General features: G+C 67.8%; 16 protein-coding genes. 9 read left to right on the top strand and 7 right to left on the bottom strand.

What is annotated here, in order from left to right:
• The first annotated feature begins 96 nt into the window (after window positions 1-96).
• Window positions 97-561, top strand: a complete 465-nt coding sequence (locus KHB019_RS10315; RefSeq protein ID WP_337458894.1) for an Lrp/AsnC family transcriptional regulator — start codon at window positions 97-99, stop codon at window positions 559-561.
• 137 nt (window positions 562-698) lie between these two features.
• Here KHB019_RS10315 and KHB019_RS10310 read toward each other — a convergent pair whose 3' ends face one another.
• Window positions 699-2,171: an MATE family efflux transporter gene (locus KHB019_RS10310; RefSeq protein ID WP_337458893.1), complete on the bottom strand. Its 1,473-nt coding sequence runs from the start codon at window positions 2,169-2,171 to the stop codon at window positions 699-701.
• Window positions 2,172-2,240: 69 nt separating this feature from the next.
• The gene (locus KHB019_RS10305; protein WP_337458892.1) at window positions 2,241-2,642 is read right to left on the bottom strand and encodes a hypothetical protein; all 402 of its coding nucleotides are present in this window, start codon (window positions 2,640-2,642) and stop codon (window positions 2,241-2,243) included.
• A 146-nt stretch (window positions 2,643-2,788) separates the two neighbouring features.
• Here KHB019_RS10305 and KHB019_RS10300 point away from each other — a divergent pair, with 146 nt between their 5' ends.
• Window positions 2,789-3,589, top strand: a complete 801-nt coding sequence (locus tag KHB019_RS10300) for an alpha/beta fold hydrolase (protein WP_230102405.1) — start codon at window positions 2,789-2,791, stop codon at window positions 3,587-3,589.
• Between the two features lie 47 nt (window positions 3,590-3,636).
• The gene (locus tag KHB019_RS10295) at window positions 3,637-4,686 is read left to right on the top strand and encodes an NAD(P)-dependent alcohol dehydrogenase (RefSeq protein ID WP_337458891.1); all 1,050 of its coding nucleotides are present in this window, start codon (window positions 3,637-3,639) and stop codon (window positions 4,684-4,686) included.
• A gap of 123 nt (window positions 4,687-4,809) precedes the next feature.
• Here KHB019_RS10295 and KHB019_RS10290 read toward each other — a convergent pair whose 3' ends face one another.
• On the bottom strand, window positions 4,810-6,915 hold the full coding sequence (locus tag KHB019_RS10290) for an exo-alpha-sialidase (protein WP_337458890.1): 2,106 nt from the start codon (window positions 6,913-6,915) through the stop codon (window positions 4,810-4,812).
• A gap of 43 nt (window positions 6,916-6,958) precedes the next feature.
• On the opposite strand from KHB019_RS10290, the gene KHB019_RS10285 reads away from it, so the two are divergent.
• The gene (locus KHB019_RS10285) at window positions 6,959-7,669 is read left to right on the top strand and encodes a FadR/GntR family transcriptional regulator (protein WP_325471660.1); all 711 of its coding nucleotides are present in this window, start codon (window positions 6,959-6,961) and stop codon (window positions 7,667-7,669) included.
• An 83-nt stretch (window positions 7,670-7,752) separates the two neighbouring features.
• Here KHB019_RS10285 and msrA read toward each other — a convergent pair whose 3' ends face one another.
• Window positions 7,753-8,295 (bottom strand): peptide-methionine (S)-S-oxide reductase MsrA, encoded by a 543-nt coding sequence (msrA, locus tag KHB019_RS10280; RefSeq protein WP_337458889.1) that lies wholly within the window; start codon window positions 8,293-8,295, stop codon window positions 7,753-7,755.
• A complete protein-coding gene (gene msrB, locus KHB019_RS10275) occupies window positions 8,292-8,780 on the bottom strand; it encodes a peptide-methionine (R)-S-oxide reductase MsrB (protein WP_443193204.1) in 489 nt (162 codons plus the stop codon). Before msrB ends, msrA begins: the two co-directional genes overlap by 4 nt.
• Before the next feature lie 144 nt (window positions 8,781-8,924).
• Here msrB and KHB019_RS10270 point away from each other — a divergent pair, with 144 nt between their 5' ends.
• The 5 genes from KHB019_RS10270 to KHB019_RS10250 all read left to right on the top strand — a co-directional run bounded on the left by KHB019_RS10270 (window position 8,925) and on the right by KHB019_RS10250 (window position 12,896).
• On the top strand, window positions 8,925-9,293 hold the full coding sequence (locus KHB019_RS10270; RefSeq protein ID WP_230102391.1) for a cupin domain-containing protein: 369 nt from the start codon (window positions 8,925-8,927) through the stop codon (window positions 9,291-9,293).
• Window positions 9,294-9,414: 121 nt separating this feature from the next.
• On the top strand, window positions 9,415-10,242 hold the full coding sequence (locus KHB019_RS10265) for an SDR family NAD(P)-dependent oxidoreductase (protein ID WP_325471656.1): 828 nt from the start codon (window positions 9,415-9,417) through the stop codon (window positions 10,240-10,242).
• Between the two features lie 61 nt (window positions 10,243-10,303).
• Complete coding sequence (locus tag KHB019_RS10260) at window positions 10,304-11,221, top strand: DUF808 family protein (protein ID WP_337458888.1); 918 nt, start codon at window positions 10,304-10,306, stop codon at window positions 11,219-11,221.
• 8 nt (window positions 11,222-11,229) lie between these two features.
• Window positions 11,230-11,946 carry a nicotinamide riboside transporter PnuC gene (gene pnuC, locus KHB019_RS10255; protein ID WP_337458887.1) on the top strand — a complete coding sequence of 239 codons (717 nt, stop codon included), beginning with the start codon at window positions 11,230-11,232 and terminating at the stop codon, window positions 11,944-11,946.
• Window positions 11,946-12,896 (top strand): J domain-containing protein, encoded by a 951-nt coding sequence (locus tag KHB019_RS10250; protein WP_230102387.1) that lies wholly within the window; start codon window positions 11,946-11,948, stop codon window positions 12,894-12,896. The genes pnuC and KHB019_RS10250 overlap by 1 nt, the downstream gene beginning before the upstream one ends.
• Window positions 12,897-12,931: 35 nt before the next feature.
• Here KHB019_RS10250 and KHB019_RS10245 read toward each other — a convergent pair whose 3' ends face one another.
• Entirely contained in the window at window positions 12,932-13,267 is a 336-nt protein-coding gene (locus KHB019_RS10245; protein ID WP_230102386.1) for a hypothetical protein, read from the bottom strand.
• 62 nt (window positions 13,268-13,329) lie between these two features.
• Complete coding sequence (locus KHB019_RS10240) at window positions 13,330-14,232, bottom strand: RNA polymerase sigma-70 factor (RefSeq protein ID WP_337458886.1); 903 nt, start codon at window positions 14,230-14,232, stop codon at window positions 13,330-13,332.
• Window positions 14,233-14,317 lie beyond the last annotated feature (85 nt).

Genomic DNA, 14,317 nt, shown 5'->3' with positions numbered 1-14,317 from the left:
AATCCCGGTGAGAATGGGAGAATTCGACTGCATCCGCCGCCTGAACGCGTGGATGCAGAATTTTCAACGGATTCGACGGGATCAGAGGTGACCAGGTTGGCGAAAGCGCAACTCGACGAGCTCGACCTCGAGATCCTCGCCGCGCTCAGCACGCGCGCCGATCTCACGAACAAGGCGCTGGCGCAGCGGCTTGGGCTCGCCGAGTCGACGTGCGCGCACCGCGTGCGCAGCCTGCGCGATCGCGGCATCATCCGAGACACCCGCGTCCGCCTCGACGCGGCAGCGCTGGGCTACCCGCTCGAGGCCATCATCAAGGTGCGACTGGCCAACCACACCGGCGAGAAGGTCAACGCCCTGTTCGATGCGCTCGTCGCGACACCACGGGTGCTGCAGGTGTTCCACGTCGCCGGCGTCGATGACTTCCTGGTGCACGTCGCGGTTCAGGACGCCACGGCGCTGCGCGACATCGTCCTCGAGCACATCACGGTGCATCCGGTCGTCCGCGGAACCGAGACCCAGCTGGTCTTCGAGCTGCGCGACGGCCGCGGCGTGATCAGGTAGCGCGCCCGTCGCGCTGCTCATTCCTGTCGACGCGGCAGAAGTTTCCGCCGCGCGAACAGCTTTGGACAGCGCGGGGCAGGGAACAGCAGCGCGAGCGCGGGAACAGCAGCGCGGGCGCCTCCCGATAAGGCGAGGTCCTACCGGCGCAGCAGCTTCTTCCACCGGCGCTGCACGACGACCGGGATGGGCTGAGTGACAACGACATCCACGTTCAACGAGCTGTTGTCCGGTCCCACGATCGCGATCGGGGTGGTCAGCGTCGGCTCGAGCGGATCGACCGGCATCCTCATCAGCGCCCGGTGGGCCCGTACGTAGGCCGGGATCAGGATCACGACCGCACCCACCCACGCGAGCGGGTTGCTCATCGCGACGCCGGCGAAACCGAGCACCGCACCGAGCGCGACAGCTGCCGCCACACGGGCGAACAACTCGACGACCCCGGTGATCGTCGGGATCATCGCCTGCCCGAGTCCCTGCAGCGCTCCGCGCAGCACGAACAGCACTCCCAGCAGCGAGTAGGTCGATCCGTTGATGATGAGCATGAGGTGGGCGCTGTCCACGACCTCGTCGGCTCCGTCTCCGACGAAGAGACGGACGAGATTCGTGCCGAATGCGATGAGCACGACTCCCAGGACGAGTGAGGCGATGATCGCCATCCAGGTGGCCTGCACGACGCCGGCGCGAATGCGGTCGGGGCGACGACCGCCGAAGTTCTGCGCGACGTACATCGAAACGGCGAGCCCCAGCGAGGCGAGCAGAGCGGTTGCGAGACTGTCGACCCGGGATGCCGTCGTGTAGGCGGCGATGGCCTCGGGGCCCAGGACGTTCAGTGCCACCTGCACGACAAGGGTGCCGATCGCGATGATGGATGCCTGGAACCCCATCGGCAGGCCGAGCCGAAGGTGGTCGAAGATATCGCCCCGTGTGATGCGCCAGTCTTCGCGCCGCACGTGCAGCACAGGCATCCGCCGCCTGACGAACTCGAGGCAGAGCAGCACGGAAACGGCCTGCGCGACGACGGTCGCGAGAGCCGCGCCGGCGACGCCCCACCCGACCGGACCGACCAGCACGATCACGAGGACGACGTTCAGCGCGCACGCGATCGTGAGGAACACCAACGGCGTCTTGGAGTCGCCGATCGCACGGATGATCGCCGACAGGTAGTTGAAGAACATCGTCGCGCCGCCGCCGAGGAAGCTGATCTGCGTGAACAGCGTCGCCTCCGCGAGCAGCTCGGGCGGTGTTCGCATGAGCACGAGGACGGGCTCTGCGAGCAGAGGGCCGCCGACCGTGATCAGGATGCTGGCGACTGCGGCCAGCAGGGTTCCGGTGGTGACCGAGCGGCGCACCGCTGCGGAGTCCCGGGCGCCGAAGGCCTGTGCGGTCGGGATCGCGAATCCGCTCGTCATGCCCCAGGCGAATCCGAGCAGCAGGAACAGCAGACTGCCGGTCGCGCCGACCGCGGCGAGGGAGTTGACGCCCAGCTCACGACCGACGACCACCGTGTCGACGACCTGGTACAGCTGCTGGACGACATTGCCGATCAGCAGAGGGACGGAGAACGCGAGGATGACGCGCCAAGGGCGCCCGGTGGTAAGGGACGTGGCCATGCGGGGGAACGGCTTCCGGAGACGAAGATCAGGGGGAATCGGCTCGCCGAGGATCGGCGAGCGCCCAGTCTATCGAATCGATTCGGAAGCGACAGTGCGCACGCCGACGATTCGCGGCGCCGGCTTCGCTGACGAAACCGCGGCCGGCGCGGGCAGCGTGACGGATGCCGTTACCTCTGGACGCTGCGGCGTCGGCCGTGCCTGGAACGCCCTGACGAGCGGGCGCGCGAGACCGCCGAGCACGAGAGCCGCGACGAGGCCGCCGACTGCGGCGAGCGCAGGAATCCACTGCCCCGAGAACCCGGACGTGAGGCTCAGCAGCGCCCCGCCGATCCATGCGGCGGATGCTCCGCCCGCGATCCCGGCGGCACCGAACGCGAGTGCGACCAGAGCCACGATCGCGCAGACGAGAGCGATGCCTGCCCCTGAGATGCCGACCCACAGGAAGAACTCTGCAAGGTCTCTAACCATTCCGATCGTTGACATCCTGACCCCCCGGTCGACTATCTGATTCAACGGTACGCACGACCGCGGACATCCGCATCCATCGGAAGGATGATGTTATTGAAACGGGTCCAAGAAGCGTGAGGTCGCGCCGGGAGGACCATGATGGAGATGTGGCTGTTCCTCTCTCCGAACTGACGCGGATGCCGGATCCGCAGCTCGTCTACGCCGCCGACGGAACCCGGTTGGCGACCTACACGTGGGGCGAGTTCGATGCGCCGGTCGTGGTGATCGTCCACGGCTTCGCCTCGAACGTGCGCGACAACTGGGTGCTCACCGGCTGGGTGCGAGAGCTCACGCGCGCCGGCTACCGAGTGCTCGCCCTCGACCAGCGCGGGCACGGCAACAGCGACAAGCCGCATGAACCGGATGCCTACGCGATCCGCACCCTCGTCGGGGACGTCGAGACGGTCATGGACACCTACCTCGTGGAAGAAGCCTTCTACGTCGGGTACTCGCTCGGCGCCCGCGTGGGCTGGGAGGTCGTGCGCGATCTTCCGCAGCGCATCGACCGTGCCGTGCTGGGCGGCGTGCCGGACGGCATCCCTCTGGAGCGACTCGACCTCGACCAGGTGCGCGCGTACGCGGACGACGGCACGCCGGTGACGGATCAGGCGACGCAGAACTACATCGCTCTCACGGAGCGGGTGCCGGGCAACGATCTCCGTTCGCTCGTCGCGCTGGCTGAGGGAATGCGCAGGACGCGGACCGTCGACCCGGACCCGGCGAACGCGCCGACCAGACCGATCCTGTTCGCCACCGGATCGGAGGATGCCATCATCGCCGGCTCCCGAACCCTGGCGGAGGCGGCGCCCGAAGGGACGTTCTTCGAGATCCCCGGCCGTCACCACTTCAACGCGCCGGGGTCGCGCGCGTTCAAGGATGCTGCGCTGGAGTTCCTCGGCCGCGCCTGACCCGCTTCAACGAGCCCAACCCCGGGAGAGCGGTCTACGCTCGGATCATGCCAACTGTGATCCCCGCCATCGTCGCACCCTCAGCCACCGAGGCCCTCTTCACCGGCAGCGTCGAACGCCGTGATGTCGGGCCGAAGGACGTCCGCATCGACATCCGCTGGGCCGGCATCTGCCACTCCGACATCCACACGGTGAACGGCGACTGGGGTCCGCAGCACTACCCGCTGACGGTCGGGCACGAGATCGTCGGCGCAGTCGCCGAGGTCGGATCGGACGTCACGAAGTTCGCGGTCGGCAACCGCGTCGGCGTCGGATGCCTCGTGAACTCCTGCGGCGAATGCGCGAGTTGCGCCGCCGGCGAGGAGCAGTACTGCGAGAGCGGCGCGATCGGAACCTACGGCGCGAAGGACGTCGACGGCACCATCACGCAGGGCGGCTACGCCACCTCCGTCGTCGTGACCGAGGACTTCGTGCTGCGCGTTCCCGAGGCGATCCCGTACGAGAAGGCCGCTCCCCTGCTGTGCGCAGGCATCACCACGTATTCGCCGCTGCGCCACTGGAACGCCGGCCCCGGCAAGAAGGTCGCCGTGATCGGCCTGGGCGGCCTCGGCCACATGGCCGTCAAGATCGCGCACGCCATGGGCGCCGAGGTCACCGTGCTCTCGCGTTCGGACTCGAAGCGGGACGACGCCCTGAGGCTCGGCGCCGACCACTACTTCGCGACGCAGGACCCGGAGACGTTCCGCACGCTGCGGAACAGCTTCGACCTGATCATCAACTCCGTCTCGGCCGCGATCGACCTCGACGCGCACCTGAGGCTGCTCGCACTGAACGGGACGATGGTCAACGTCGGCGCCCCGCCGGAGGCGATGAGCGTCCGCGCCGGAACGCTGATCGGCCGCCGCCGCTCGTTCGCCGGCTCCAACATCGGCGGCATCGCCGAGACCCAGGAGATGCTCGACTTCTGCGCCGAGCACGGCATCGCCCCCGAGGTCGAGATCACCTCGGCCGATCAGGTCAATGAGGCGTGGGCACGGGTGCTGGCATCCGACGTCCGCTACCGGTTCGTGATCGACATCGAGACGCTGCAGGGCTGACGCGGACCTGTTCAGGTCGCACTTCTCGCCGCTCTGGTCCCTTTAGACCGACGAATCCTGCGACCTGAAACGCGGCGAGGGGCGCAGTCGACTGGATCGGCTGCGCCCCTCGCTGTCCGGATGCTACTTCCAGGGCCCGTTCGCGAGCCCGGGCTGCTGGTTCCGCGTCCACCACTTCGCGGTGTACTCGGTGCCGTCGTAGACGACCTCGTCACCCTTGTCGAAGATGCGGGTGGGCGTCCAGACCGTGCGGCCATCGGCATCCACGGCGATCTCCTGCCAGGGGCCGTTCGGGTCGCCGGGCTTCTGCGCCTTCGTCCACCAGGACGCCATCCACAGGCGACCGTCGTACGTGACGTGGTCGCCCTTCGGATAGGCCGTGCCGGTCGCCCACGTCGGCGCCACCGGCAGGACCACCCGATCGGAGTCGACCGAGACGTCTGCGGCGCGCTTCCCGTTCGATGCACTCGCCTCGACGGATGCCGCGCTCACCGTTCCTGCGGCGATGTCGGCGGTCGTGAGCGTGGTCGTCGCCGCCCCGAGATCCGTGCTCGCACCTGACGCGAGGGTGCCGATCTCGGCACCGCCGACGGTGACACCTGTGAGGGTCACGTTGCCGGTGTTGCGGACGGTGCGCTCCCACGTGACGGTCTCGCCTGCCGTGGCGAGACCGTTGCCGTCCGCGTCGTTCCAGGTGCCTGCGACCTCGACGGTCAGGCGCGGGTCGCGGGCGATCACGTCGACCTCGCCGCCGGCGACCTCGATCGTCTTGGTCGGCTGACCGGATGCCGAGACCGTCCAGGTCGTGTCAGCGACGAAGTAGCCGCGCGCGATGTCATCCGCCGTGACGGCGTGCTTCGGCGTCGCGCAGTTGTAGCCGGCATCCACGGCGAGCACCATGAAACGGCCGTTTCCGGCACCCGGCGGGATGAACGGCGCGAAGTCGCCCTTGGTCGGCACGACGGCGACCGTCATCGTCGAGGCGTTGTCGACGCGGAACGCGTACGGCACCTGCTCCCCGGCCGTGTAGGGCTGGGAGGCGAGATCGCGAGCCGTGTCGGTCCGGGCGCCGGTGATCGTCGCGCCGATGACAGTCGGAGCCGGCGGCAGCTCGAGCACCGTGGTCGTCTGGCTCACGCGACCGTCCTGTGTCGTGAACGCGGCCTGCAGCCGCTGCGTTCCCGCCGCCGACGCCGGAGCGGTCACGCTCACCTGCACAGTGGTGCTCTCGCCCGGCGCGAGGTCGGAGACCGGAGCATCCGTCGCCGACCATCCGGACGGCGTGAACAGCGACACCGAACCGGTGAGCGCGGTGTCCTCCTGGTTCGTCACGGTCACCGGCACGCTCTTCACCACGGACGGCTCGAGCGTCGTGGCCGGCACCGACAACGGGGCGCACACAGCGTTCAGCCACGCCTCGTCGAACGACGAGAACGGCATGCTGTTCGTGTAGTTGCCCTCCCACAGCACGCCGACGCGACCGTCGTCGATCGCGGTGGCGGTGGAGTACGCGAAGAACCCCGTCTCGAGCGTCCGCAGCCCTGGCCAGGTCTCTCCGTCGTCGCAGGAGAGGCGCACCGCGCCGTTCTTGCGGTCGCCGTTCGCACCGTTGTTCGCGTTCGTGAAGATGAGCTTGCGCGCATCGGCCGTCCCGGCCGCGGCATCCGGGTGCAAGCGCGTGATCGACGCGTTGTTCGTCGGGTCTGGGAGCTCGGCGTCGGCGGTGACCGGACCGTAGGTGGCACCGCCGTCCGTCGAGATAGCGACCTTGCGCAGGCGACCGTTCGAGCTGTCGCGCGAGTTCAGCATGACGCGTCCGTCCGAGAGCTCGACGGTCTTGTTCTCGTCCATGCCCGTTCCGACATATGCACCGCGGTGCCACGTCGCGCCGTTGTCGTCCGAGTACACCGAGTACGACTGGATGGCAGTCGAGCCATTGGCCTGGAGCACCGTTCCCGCGTATTGCTGGATGAGGCGCCCGGCATGCTCGCCGTAGCGGAGCTGGATGCCCTCGCCCGAGGTGGCGAACATGCCCTTCACGTCACCGGCGACAGGCGTGTAGATGCCGCCGCTGGTGGTGCCGTTCGCGGGCTTTGCGACATCCGTGATGAGGCGCGGCTCGCTCCACGTGAGCCCCTGGTCGTCGGACTGGATGACGGCAGCGCTGGTGATCTGCCGATCCGCGTCGTCGTTGCCGTACCCGCCGTTCTGGAAGTCAGCCGCTCGCACAAGGGTGAGATGATCAGAATTCTCAGAACGAGACGGAGCCGTAATGAAGTCCACCCAGAGTCGGGCGTCGCGGATGCGGCGTTCCACGACGGCGGATCAGATCAAGCAGCTCATCCTCACGCGCGGGCTCGCGCCGGGCGATGCGCTCCCCACGGAGACGGAGCTGTGCGAGACGCTGGATGTGTCACGCTCGTCCGTCCGTGAGGCGATCCGCACGCTGTCGACTCTCGACATCGTCGACGTCAGGCACGGCCACGGCACCTACGTCGGTGAGATGTCGCTCGACCCGATGGTGGAGACGCTGGTCTTCCGCGGAGTTCTCACTCCGGAGGGGTCGCTGCAGGCGCTCCGCGAGGTCGTCGACGTGCGTCTGGCCCTCGATCTCTCGATGGCGGAGCAGGTCGTCGCCGGCGCCCGTGACTCGTCGACGCTCGGCGAGCTGGATCGCCTGGTCGACGAGATGGTCGACAACGCCTCACGCGGCGAATCGTTCCTCGAGGCCGACCGGGCGTTCCACACCCAGTTGTTCTCGGGAATCGACAATCACCTGGTCGGACAGCTCGTCGGTGCGTTCTGGGATGTGCACACGGCCGTGCTCCCCCACCTCGGCATCGCGCAACCAGGCGACATCGACCTCACCGCCAAAGCGCACGGCGACATGCTCGCGGCCGCCCGCGCCGGGGATGTCGAGGCCTATCGCAGGGCCGTCGTCGAGCACTACCAGCCGCTGCAGCGGGTGCTCGCGGAGTCGTAGGCCGGCTTTCTACCGAGAAATCATCATCAGCTCGAGACACCGCGTGTGCAGTGGTGTCTCGTGCGGATAGTGGTTTCTCGAGCTCAGTTCGCTGCGGCTTCGCGCTTCGGCAGCACCCAGCCGGCCCGCGGGAAGTGGCAGGTGTAGCCGTTGGGGATGCGCTGCAGGTAGTCCTGGTGCTCGGGCTCGGCCTCCCAGAACGGTCCCTCGGGCTCGATCGTGGTGACGGCCTTCGCCGGCCACAGGCCCGAGGCATCCACGTCGGCGATCGTGTCCCGGGCGACCTGCTCCTGCTCGGAGCTCAGCGGGAAGATCGCCGAGCGGTAGCTCGAGCCGACGTCGTTGCCCTGACGGTCCAGCGTCGACGGATCGTGGATCTGGAAGAAGAACGCCAGGATGTCGCGGTACGTCGTCTTCGTCGGGTCGAACACGATCTCGACGGCCTCGGCGTGACCGGGGTGGTTGCGGTAGGTCGCGTTGGCGTTCTCGCCGCCGGTGTAGCCGACGCGGGTGTCGAGCACGCCTGGCTGGCGGCGGATGAGGTCCTCCATGCCCCAGAAGCACCCTCCGGCGAGGACGGCGGTCTCGGTGCCCGGTGTTCTGGTGATGGTGCCGGTGTCGGTCATGATGCGTTCTCCTTGGGGGTGGCGTCGAGATCGGTGGCGTCGAAGAGGCTGCGGTACTGACCGTACCCCTCTTCATCGAGGCGGTCGGCGGGAACGAAGCGGAGCGCAGCGGAGTTCATGCAGTAGCGCATGCCGCCCGCTTCTTCCGGCCCGTCGGGGAAGAGATGGCCGAGGTGGCTGTCGGCTCCGGCCGAGCGCACTTCCGTTCGCGGCATCCAGAGCTTGCGATCCGTCTTCGTCGTGACCGCGTCCGCGTCGATCGGCTTGGTGAAACTCGGCCATCCGGTGCCGCTGTCGAACTTGTCGGTCGACGCGAACAGCGGCTGCCCGGAGACGACGTCGACATAGATCCCGGCTTCGTGGTTGTCCCAGTATCGATTGCGGAAGGCGGGCTCGGTGCCGTCCTCCTGTGTGACGCGGTACTGCGCCTCGGTGAGTCGGCTCAGCGACTCGGGGGTCCTGCTGTAGTCCTGTGTCACGATCATTCCTCTTTTCACGTCGCCGGCTGCGGCGTCACTGGGAAGAACCGCGAAGGGGCCCGTTTTGGTCCCGCGGGGCTGGGAGCGCGCTGTGAGTTCGCGGCTGCGGGTGCCAGTCTGGAGAGAACGCGAACGACCTGAGGAGGAACCATGGACGCCGAGGCCTCTGGCGACGTGCCGCGCCTCGTCGGCGATGCCTTCAGAGCATCGGGCCCCGAGGCCGGATCGGTGTGGAGACTCGAACCATCGGAACGCGGACTCGACGCGAACGTGATCGTGCTGCCGGCGGGCGATGAGATCCGGGCGCACATCGGACCGGAGCTGGACGTGCTGATCGTGGTCGTCAGCGGTTCGGGGACGCTCGAGACCGCAGCCGAGTCGATCGCGCTCGAGGCGGGCGGGATCGTCTGGCTGCCTCCCCGGTCGCACCGCAGATTCGTCGCCGGGGACGACGGGCTCAGGTACTTCTCCGTGCATACCCGCAAGCCCGGTCTCGGCATCCGCTCTCCGGCCCGATGAACGCACGCATGCCGTATCGGTTTCGTCGGTTTCGGGCGCTCAGAACCGACGAAGTCGATACCGCATGTCGATGATGCACAAGATCGTGAGGGCCGCTGACGCGAACGCATAGCGTGGCGATATGGAGAACCCGATCACTGACGCTCTCGTCCTCATCACCGGCGCCGCACGAGGCATGGGTGAGCTGTACGCCCGGCGGGCGGTCGCTGCGAACGCACGCGCCGTCGCGCTGTGGGACATCGACGAGGATGCCGCGACCGCTCTGGCCACGGATCTCTCGCGCTCGGGCATCGACGTGCGCGCCTACCGCGTCGACGTGTCGCAGCGCGAGGACATCGCCGCCGGCATCCAGCGCGTGCGCGCCGACCTGGGCTCACCCGACGTCGTCATCAACAACGCCGGAATCGTTCGCGGCACGCCGTTCTGGGAGCACGACCCGCAGCGCGACATCGAACTGACCATGCGGATCAACTCTCTCGCGGCGATGTGGTTGACGCGCGAAGTGCTGCCCGACATGATCGCCGACACGTCCCGCCCGAAGCGCATCCTGAACATCGCATCCGCCGCCGGAACCCTCGCGAATCCGCACATGAGCGTGTACGCGGCATCCAAGTGGGCGATGATCGGCTGGAGCGAGTCCGTCCGTCTCGAGCTGAAGGCGCACGGCCACCGGCACATCGCGGTGACGACGTTCTGCCCGAGCTACGTCTCGACGGGAATGTTCGAGGGGGCGCGGGGTCCGCTGCTCACACCGATCCTCACGCCTCGATCGGCGACCGCCGCCGCCTGGGACGGAATGCTGCGCGGGACGCCGATGGTGCTGCGTCCGTGGACCGTGAAGCTGTCGATGGCGCTTCGCGGCGTGCTGCCGACGGCGACGTGGGACTTCCTGGCCCGGAACGTGTTCAAGGTGTACTCGTCGATGGACCGGTTCACCGGACGACGGTAAGCGGGCAGTAGTCTTGCTTTCCTGAACAGGGTTGGTCCCTGCACACCTCACAGGGGGACGCATGTCTGTTGGTCTGCTCGCTGTCGTCGACGACATCCTGAGCGCGGCGCTGAAGGCGTCGGCGAAATCGGCCGGTGTCGTGATCGACGACGCCGCCGTCACTCCGCAGTACGTGCAGGGCATCTCGCCGGCCCGGGAGCTGCCCGTCGTCCTGAAGATCATGCTCGGATCGCTGGCGAACAAGTTCCTCATCATCATCCCGATCGCACTGCTGCTGACCGCATTCGCGCCGTGGGTTCTGCCGTTCCTGCTGATCATCGGTGGCACGTACCTGTGCTTCGAGGGCGCGGAGAAGGTGCTGGAGTGGTTCGGATTCCATCACGGCCATGAGGGCGAGGGCGCGCGCAACGAGAACAAACTCGTGTGGGGCGCGATCCGCACCGACCTGATCCTGTCGACGGAGATCATGCTCATCTCACTGGCGAACCTCGAGGCCGGGCTGAGCATCTGGATGACGCTGGTCATCCTGGCGGTGATCGCGCTCGTGATGACGGGTCTCGTCTACGGCGCTGTCGCACTTCTGGTGAAGATCGACGACATCGGGCTGAAGATGGCCAAGAGCTCGTCCTCGCGCGTGCGCCACACCGGCACGCGGATCGTCAGGTCGATGCCCGCCGTGTTCCGCGTGATCAGCGTGGTCGGAACGGTGGCGATGCTCTGGGTCGGAGGTCACCTGCTGCTCGCGAACCTCGGCGAGGTCGGGCTGCACTTCTTCAGCGACATGCTGCACGGGATCCACGGGTTCTTGGAGCCGGCCGGCGCCGTCATCGCGTGGATCGGCGAGACCTTCGTCTCGGCCGTCGCCGGGCTCGTGGTCGGGCTGATCGTCGTCGGCGTCGTCATGCTGATCGGTCGGATGCTGGGCAAGAAGCCCTCGTTCACCGAGGGCGGCGAGTCGCCGGTCAACGCAGCCCACTGAACGCCCCGATGGACGTCCTGCGCTGGCTGGTCGACGCCTTCAATTCGCAGTGGATGCTGCCGGGCGGGCAGACCCTCCTGATCCGCGAAGTCGTCGGCAACATCTTCGGACTCGTCAGCGCGCTCGGCGGCATGCGCCGCAAGGTCTGGGCGTGGCCCGTCGGCATCGTCGGCAACCTGCTGCTGCTCACGGTGTTCCTCGGCAGCATCCTCAGCCCGGAGCACGACTTGCCGAACCTGCTCGGCCAGGCCGGACGTCAGGTGATGTTCATCGCCGTCGCCGTCTACGGCTGGAATCGCTGGCGAAACGCAGCATCCGGCACCGGTCAGGTGACTCCGCGCTGGGCGTCGAACCCCGCACGGATCGGTCTCGTACTCGTCCTCGTGATCGGCACGATCGCGCTCACTCCCCTGTTCCGACTGCTCGGCTCGTACGAACCGGTGTGGGCCGACGCCTGGACGTTCGTCGGGTCGCTCCTGGCCACGTACGGCATGGCCAAGGGCTGGACGGAGTTCTGGCTGATCTGGATCGCCGTCGACGTCGTCGGCGTTCCCCTCCTGTTCAGCGCCGGGTACTACGCCACCGGGTTCATGTACGTCTTCTACGGGGCCTTCACCGCCGTCGGCTTCGTCGTCTGGTGGCGCGCGCAGGCGAACGCCAAGCCGCACATCGAGACGATCATGCCCGACCCGCGCATAGCCGGTGCGGACGATAATGGGGACTGATGTTCGACAGCCCGCTCTCCGCCTCCGCCTACGAGGTGCTCGGCGTCGACCCGACGGCGACGGACGACGAGATCAAGCGCGCATTCCGGCTCCGGCTCCGCCAGACCCATCCGGATGCCGGCGGTGACGCCGCCGCGTTCATCCAGGTTCAGCGCGCGTGGGAACTCGTGGGCACCGCTGAGGCGCGTGCCGCCTACGATCGCGGGCATGGCTTCGCCGCGGCGTCCAATACGACCACGACCCAGCAGCACTGGAGCGGTTGGCGACCGCCCGCACCCCGCGCCGACACCCGCCCGAAGGCTCGCACATACGGACACCCCGGCGGCTGGCGCCGCGAACGGTACCTCTCCCTCATGCGCGAATGGGCCGGCCATGGGGTCGAGCTTCCCGATCCGTACGATCCGGCGCTCGTGCGCTCGGCCCCGCTGGAGATCCGACGCCTGCTGGCGGATGCTCTCGCCGAAGAGGCGACCGCGAGCACCGTCTCCGACCTGGGCATGGGCTTCACCGTCTGGCACGACGTCGCGACGAGCTCGGGCCCCACGCGGTCCGCAGACGCCGACAAGCTCGACCATGTCGTGCTCAGCCCGTCGGGCCTGTATGGAGTCATGTCGGAGGACTTCGCCGAGACGGCGCGCTTCCGCCGTGGCGAGATCATCGGTCGGAACCTCGACGGGCGAGCGCCGGTCGCCACCCTGCTCGCCCGAATGCGCGTGGTCGCGCGCACCGCGAAAGTCCGCTTCGGCGGCGCGATCCTCGTGCTTCCGGACGACGATCTCGACCAGGCCGTGGTCACTCTCGGCAAAGTCCGCGGCATCCCTGTCGTCGTCGTGCGCCGAAGCGCGCTCGGCATGGTGCTGCGTCAGGGCGTCCCCGGCGCGCGCGACATCGGCGGCAACGAGCTGTTCGACGTGCGCACGCGCCTGCAGCAGACCATCCGGTTCGTCTGAAGCTGCGCAGGCTCAGGCCGGATGCGGTGCCGCGCTCACCGCCGATTCCAGTGCTCCAGCTTCGTCGGGTTGCAGACGACCCAGACGCTGGAAAGACCTGTCGAGGTCATCTCTGCGGTGACAGCGGTCACGACGACATCTCCTCGAGTGAAGATCAGGCCCGGAGCGCCGTTGATCGCCGCGAGACTGATCGAAGTGTCGGGCGTGAGCAGTGCGGCGAGCGCGGATGCCGCGGCGGTGTCGCCCTCGATCGGGGAAGACGCCGACGGCAGCGCGCCTCCGCTGTCGATGATCAGAATCACGTCCGGATGCAGGAGCGCGCGCAGGGACGCCTCATCGACAGTGCGCAGAGCGCCGGCCAGTGCCTGCATCGTGGCTGTATCGGGCGCGCGACGACCTCTCCGGCGCGCCCCCGCCGGATGCTTCCCTCGGGTCATGCGGTGACCGCGGTGACGTGATGCAGCTTGGGTGGACTCATCACCCAGAGGAGCTGGAGGATTCCTTCGCTCGACGCTGTGAGGGCGACCATGGTCGTGACGGTCCCGTCCTCTGTCAGCGTCGCCGCCGGCTGACCGTTCACCTCGACCCAGCCGATCGACTTGCCCGTCCAGAAGTGGTGTGCGAATGCGGCGACGAACTTCGCCACCCGACCCCGACCGATCACGGGGATCCGCGCGGCGAGCTTGACTCCGTTGCCGTCCGAGTAGCTCACGACATCGGCGGCGAAGAGGGTCTCCAATTCCTGTGCGTCGCCCTTCTGCGCTGCGGTGAGGAAGGCCTCGAGGAGCCGCCGGTGCGCCGACGGCTCCACCGTCGCGTGGCGGGCGGATTCCAGATGTGAGCGCGCTCTGCTGACCAGCTGCCTGGCGCTGACGACCGTGGAGGAGATCACTTCGGCTATCCGCGAATACGGGTAGTCGAATGCTTCGCGCAGGATGTACGCGGCCCGCTCCGTCGGCGTCAGCTTCTCCAAGGTCAGCAGGATCGCGAACTCCAGCGCCTCGCCGCGCTCCGCGCCGAGGGCCGGATCGTCTTCGGTGTTCACCGGCTCGGGAAGCCAGGGCCCGATGTACGTCTCCCGCTTCACATGGGCGGACTGCAGCACGTTGATCGAGAGCCTCGTGGTGATCGTCGCGAGGAACGCGGCAGGCTCATGGACCTCCGCCCTGTCGGTGTTCTGCCAGCGGATCCAGGTGTCCTGGAGGATGTCCTCCGCATCGGCCACGCTGCCCAGCATCCGATAGGCGATACCGAACAGACGTCGTCGCTGTGACGTGAACACGTCCATCGCATCGCCGAGGTCCGTCGTGGATCCTGAATCGTTCGTCACCGTCATGCCGCCAGCCTCTCACCGCAAGGGTCTCCTCAAGACATGACCGGGTAGCGGGAAGTTCTGTGACAAGGAGGTGTCACAACGAGGC

This window comes from Microbacterium sp. KHB019 (assembly GCF_037285405.1).
Classification (GTDB): domain Bacteria; phylum Actinomycetota; class Actinomycetes; order Actinomycetales; family Microbacteriaceae; genus Microbacterium.
This window is presented reverse-complemented; position numbering and strand designations above follow the sequence as displayed.

Excerpts from the sequence above, each read along its gene's own strand:
- pnuC (WP_337458887.1), top strand. The coding sequence starts at position 11,230 with ATGGACGTCCTGCGCTGGCTGGTCGACGCCTTCAATTCGCAGTGGATG.
- msrA (WP_337458889.1), bottom strand. The coding sequence starts at position 8,295 with ATGACCGACACCGGCACCATCACCAGAACACCGGGCACCGAGACCGCC.
- KHB019_RS10250 (WP_230102387.1), top strand. The coding sequence starts at position 11,946 with ATGTTCGACAGCCCGCTCTCCGCCTCCGCCTACGAGGTGCTCGGCGTC.
- KHB019_RS10245 (WP_230102386.1), bottom strand. The coding sequence starts at position 13,267 with ATGCAGGCACTGGCCGGCGCTCTGCGCACTGTCGATGAGGCGTCCCTG.
- KHB019_RS10260 (WP_337458888.1), top strand. The coding sequence starts at position 10,304 with ATGTCTGTTGGTCTGCTCGCTGTCGTCGACGACATCCTGAGCGCGGCG.
- KHB019_RS10270 (WP_230102391.1), top strand. The coding sequence starts at position 8,925 with ATGGACGCCGAGGCCTCTGGCGACGTGCCGCGCCTCGTCGGCGATGCC.
- KHB019_RS10265 (WP_325471656.1), top strand. The coding sequence starts at position 9,415 with ATGGAGAACCCGATCACTGACGCTCTCGTCCTCATCACCGGCGCCGCA.
- KHB019_RS10240 (WP_337458886.1), bottom strand. The coding sequence starts at position 14,232 with ATGACGGTGACGAACGATTCAGGATCCACGACGGACCTCGGCGATGCG.
- KHB019_RS10310 (WP_337458893.1), bottom strand. The coding sequence starts at position 2,171 with ATGGCCACGTCCCTTACCACCGGGCGCCCTTGGCGCGTCATCCTCGCG.
- KHB019_RS10305 (WP_337458892.1), bottom strand. The coding sequence starts at position 2,642 with ATGGTTAGAGACCTTGCAGAGTTCTTCCTGTGGGTCGGCATCTCAGGG.
- KHB019_RS10295 (WP_337458891.1), top strand. The coding sequence starts at position 3,637 with ATGCCAACTGTGATCCCCGCCATCGTCGCACCCTCAGCCACCGAGGCC.
- KHB019_RS10285 (WP_325471660.1), top strand. The coding sequence starts at position 6,959 with ATGAAGTCCACCCAGAGTCGGGCGTCGCGGATGCGGCGTTCCACGACG.
- msrB (WP_443193204.1), bottom strand. The coding sequence starts at position 8,780 with ATGATCGTGACACAGGACTACAGCAGGACCCCCGAGTCGCTGAGCCGA.